At 38.2% G+C, this 4,890-nt stretch carries 2 protein-coding genes; both read right to left on the bottom strand.

The features are described 5' to 3' along the window. Positions 1 to 2,069: Rib/alpha-like domain-containing protein (locus LrDSM24759_RS05610; protein WP_117118516.1), on the bottom strand; the 2,069-nt coding region annotated here is incomplete at its 3' end. 315 nt (positions 2,070 to 2,384) lie between these two features. Then, positions 2,385 to 4,890 (bottom strand): Rib/alpha-like domain-containing protein (locus tag LrDSM24759_RS05605; protein ID WP_170133366.1); only part of this gene is annotated, 2,506 nt, incomplete at its 5' end.

The following is a 4,890-nucleotide window of genomic DNA, read 5'->3' as shown; positions in this document are numbered from 1 at the left end:
GGGAAAGTTACAACAACTACAGCTGGCTTCTTACCTGGAGTCTTTACTTCTGGAGTGGTCTGCCATTCGTACTTAGTTCCTTCAGGCATTTCTGGCACATTACCAATTGCTGTTTCTGCTTCTGGTACCTTGCCGTTTGGAGTGGTGATATCTTTACCCTCTGGAATTGGATCTTCAACTGTTACCATAACTGGTACATCATCGGTGTTTCCATCTGGATAAGTTACAGTCACGATAGCTACTTGTGTACCTGGAGTATAAACATCAGGACCATTATCTTTCCAAGTATACTTGGTACCTGCTGGTAATTCTGGAATATTAGCAATTCCTTCTTCAGGCTTTGGCATCTTACCGTAAGGAGTAATTATATCCTTACCTTGTGGAATATAAGTTGATGGACTTGAATCTTTTTTATATGTTACTGCAATCTGAGAATTTGGTGAATCTACATTAACATTTAAACTAGGAATTACAGTTGCTTGTTCATCATTAACTAATGAAGTATAACCATCAAATTGCTTTACTGAAACAGCTGGTAAAGTTTTTTCAGTTTGTGAATTTAAAGTTTGAGTTTCTGGATCATAAACACCATAGTTACCATAAGTTACAACGGCTTTACCATTAACAGCTGCAACTGTCTTAGATCTACCAAAGATAGCTTTTTGAGTTTGTGTATAATAATTAACCGGTTCATCAAAAATAATGTAACGTTCAACAGTCTTAAATAAATCACTATACTTAGAATCATCAGGATTGGTAATACCAGGATCGCCTGGCTTCTCAGTACCAGTAACAATAATAGTTGTTGTTACAACCTGAGGATTTAATCCAGGTTGGTTAACCGTAATTTCAACGGTGCTGCTACCAATAGTGTTAACATCAGGCACGCCATTGGTCCATGAATAAGTAGTACCTGGCTTTAATTCTGGTACATTACCAATTCCATCAATTGGATTAACTGGGGTACCTTTAGGAGTAACAATCACTTTGTTATCTGCTAGAGTAGCATATTGGATACCGCCACTATTCTTGTAATAAATTATCCAACTAGTAAGATTCAAATCTGTACTTGGAGTAACAACTACTTCAGCTACATCACTAGGTGAAAAACTTGCGTGATACCCTTCAAATTCTGGTACTTTTACTGCTGAAAATACTGCACTGGCTGGTTCCCATGCACCATAGACCGTTTTCCCTGAATCAGGATATTTGGTAACTGTACGTTTAAATTCCGCCTTTTGATCAGATAAAGTATGTTCTACATTAGTAATAGGATCTACATACTTAAGTGTTCGAGATACTGTTGAAATTTCAGTACTTATTTTAGGTGGATTAGCTGGAATAGTTGTGTTAGTATCATGAGTTTCCGAAATTTTATTATAAAGAATCCAACTAGTAATTTGGCGATTTGCACCTGGGGTAACAACTTCTTCAGCTACCTCATTAGATGAAAAACTTGCCTGATAGCCTTCAAACTCTGGTACTTTTACTGCTGAAAATACTGCACTTGCTGGTTCCCATGCACCATAGACCGTTTTCCCTGAATCAGGATATTTAGTAACTGTACGTTTAAATTCTGCCTTTTGATCAGCCAAAGTAACTTCTTTATTAGTAAGTGGGTTGATATACTTGATAGTTCTACTTACTGTTGAAGTTTCAGTGCTTACTGTAGATTTTGCCTCTGGTTGAGTTTCTGTGGTACGTTTTTCCTTTGAAGCTGCAGTATTAATACTATCAGTTTTAGCTGATTGTGCAGTATCTAATGTTGAAGATACTTCTCCTACTTGTTTAGAATCTGTGCTCTTATCTAATTCAGAAGCATTTACAGTATTAATTGTTCCTTTATCATTAACTTGATCTTGGACTGATGCAACATCTGAATCAGTAGTACTTACATTTTTATCTGCATTTTCATCACTTGCAGCATGTGCAGTATGTGAATTAAATCCCAAAAATGACAATCCAATTAATACTGAAGCAGCACCAATTGATAACTTACGTATTGAGAACCGTTCTGTTTTTTGTTCCATTTTACGTAATCGTTCTTTGTAATTATTTTTAGCAAACATCCCTATATCTCCTTTATATTTACTTTATCTAAAAATTATCTGTTATGTTTGAGCCTGTCAAAGAACCTTATTACCCTTAAATGTTGTTTCATATTTTTCTTTATTGATACCGCCTAATTTTATTTCAATTTACAAAATTTTTATTTTTATTTTGAGTTTTTTGTTTTTTTATTTTACATATACAAGTCGTTTTATAATGCTTAAACTTCCTGTTATCTTTTTTGCAGAACACAAAAAAGCACTCCAATTTTCATTGGAGTGCTTTTAAGTAAGCGAAAACTAATCTTGAGGATTTGATCGATTAGATGTTATATCTTAGTTTTTACGCTTCTTGTCGGCTGCAAGGCCTAAGATTGCACCTACACTAGCAATCATTAAGCCAAGCACACCGGCCATGTTAGCTTGGGCACCAGTTTGTGGTAAAGTCTTTTGACCATCATTGCCATCACTGTTGCCATTGCCATAGAAACTTGAGTGAACACCATTACCGTATTCATCGTAAAGACCTGATGCGTGGACATGACCGTTTTCATCATACCAGTCACCACTGTGTACACCAGCACCTTCATTAATGTTACGAGTTTTACCGTGGTTATTATTGTTAGTAGCATGAGGTGCAACAGTAATAGTAGTTGTAATTGTATCAGTAGTACCATCTGGGTAAATTACAGTAATTGTTACTTCATGAGTACCTGGTGTTGATACATCTGGGGTACCGTTAGTCCATTGATACTTAGTGCCATCTGGCATATCGTCTGGGTTCTTAATACCTTTTGATGGGTCTGGTACAACACCTTGTGGAGTATCAATTGGTTTTGGTTCTGGAGTTGGTACATTTACGTTCACAGTTACAGTATCAGTTGAGCCATCTGGGTAGTGGACAACAATGATTTCTGGGTGTGAACCTGGGTGTTTAACATCGCCAGCAACCTTACCTGGATCTTGCCAAGTGTAAGTAGTATCACCTGGTAATTGATCTTTGTTTGAAATACCTTGTGATGGATCTGGTACTTGACCTTCCTTAGTTGGGATATCTTGACCTTCTGGGGTGTAGATATCTGCATCAGTTGGGTTAGTAACAGTTGGTTCACCTGTATTGGTGTTGCCACCATTGTTATTGTCAGTTACATGAATAATAGTAGGAACTTCGTCTTGTGAACCATCTGGGTAAGTTACGATAACTACTGCTGGGTGATCACCAATAGTATTTACATCTGGATTACCCTTCCAGCTGTACTTAGTGCCTTTTGGTAAGTCGCCCTTGTTAGCAATACCTTTTGAAGGATCTGGTACTTGTCCCTTGTTAGTATCAACAACTTCTGGAACTGGAGTGTACTTGTCAGCATCACTTACAACATTTACGTAAGCTGGAACAATATCCTTTGAACCATCTTGGTAAGTTACAGTGATGTCATGTAAAGTCAAACCAGGTTTAGCAGTTGATGGAGTACCGTCAGTCCAAGAGTACTTAGTGACATTGTGTAATTCATCCTTGTTTACGATGCCTTCTACAGCATCATTACTCAAGTCATCACCAATCTTAGCGATAATAGTGCCACCTTCTGGGTTGTACTTATCAGCATCGGTTGGGTTTGCTGGCTTGTTGTTAGGATCCTTAACAGTAATGATTACAGGAACTTCGTCTACTGAACCATCTGGGTAAGTTACTACTACGATAGCTGGGTGATCACCAATAGTATTGGTATCTGGAGTATCCTTCCAAGTGTACTTAGTGCCTTCTGGTAAGTCCTTGGTGTTAGTAATTGCAGTTTCTGCATCTGGAACCTTAGAACCCTTATCAACAGTGATGTTGTGTCCTTCTGGAGTGTACTTGTCTGCATCAGTTGGGTTTACGTGAACAATAGTTGGTACATCTTCGCTTGAGCCATCTGGGTAAGTTACTACTACGATAGCTGGCTTGTCACCTGAAGTAGTAGTATCAACAGGAGTCTTCCAACTGTACTTAGTGCCTTCTGGTAAATCACTAGTATTAGCAATACCGTTGGAAGCATCTGGAAGTTTGTCACCCTTGTTTACAGTAACAACTTGACCTTGTGGGTCATACTTGTCTGCATCAGATGGAGTAGTTGGGTTACCGTTGTTATCATCAGTTACGATAACAGTTGCTGGAACCTTGTCTATTGAACCATCTGGGTAAGTTACAGTTACAATAACTGGTTGGTTACCTACCTTTTCAGGATCTGGAGCAACGTCCCAAGTGTACTTAGTACCAGTTGGTAATTCTGAAGGATTTTCAATACCCTTTTCAGCATTAGGAACTGGAGCACCCTTCTTGATAGTGATAGTAGAACCTTGTGGGTCATACTTATCAGCATCATCAGTTACGTGAACCATTACAGGAACTTCTTCTTTAGAACCATTTGGATAAGTTACAGTTACGATACCATTCTTATCACCAACAGTATCAGTGTCTGGAGCATCTTCCCAAGTGTACTTAGTACCTTCCGGTAACTTAGTATGGTTGGTAATAGCATCTTCAGCATCACCATCATTTAACTTGTGACCCTTATCAACAGTGATGTTACCGCCATTTGCTTTTGTGGTATCTGTATCCGGAGTCTTACCCTTTGCAGTGTAACTTACCTTAACAGTTGATGGCTTAGTTTCTGGAGTTACATTGTTGTTTGCTGCTACTTCTGTTGCTGCTTTATCATCAACTAATGAAGTGTAATCCTTAATTTGTGGAATGTCATATTCTGCAAAGCTACCAGTTGTCTTATCAGTTTGCTTAGTACCGTTCCATACTTTGTATTCACCGTAGCCCATTACTTCGCCAGTCTTCTTGTTAACTGTCTTAGTA

The sequence above is a fragment of the Lactobacillus rodentium genome (assembly GCF_003423665.1).
Classification (GTDB): domain Bacteria; phylum Bacillota; class Bacilli; order Lactobacillales; family Lactobacillaceae; genus Lactobacillus; species Lactobacillus rodentium.
Note: the sequence above shows the minus strand (reverse complement) of the source record. Positions and strands in the feature narration are given on the sequence as shown.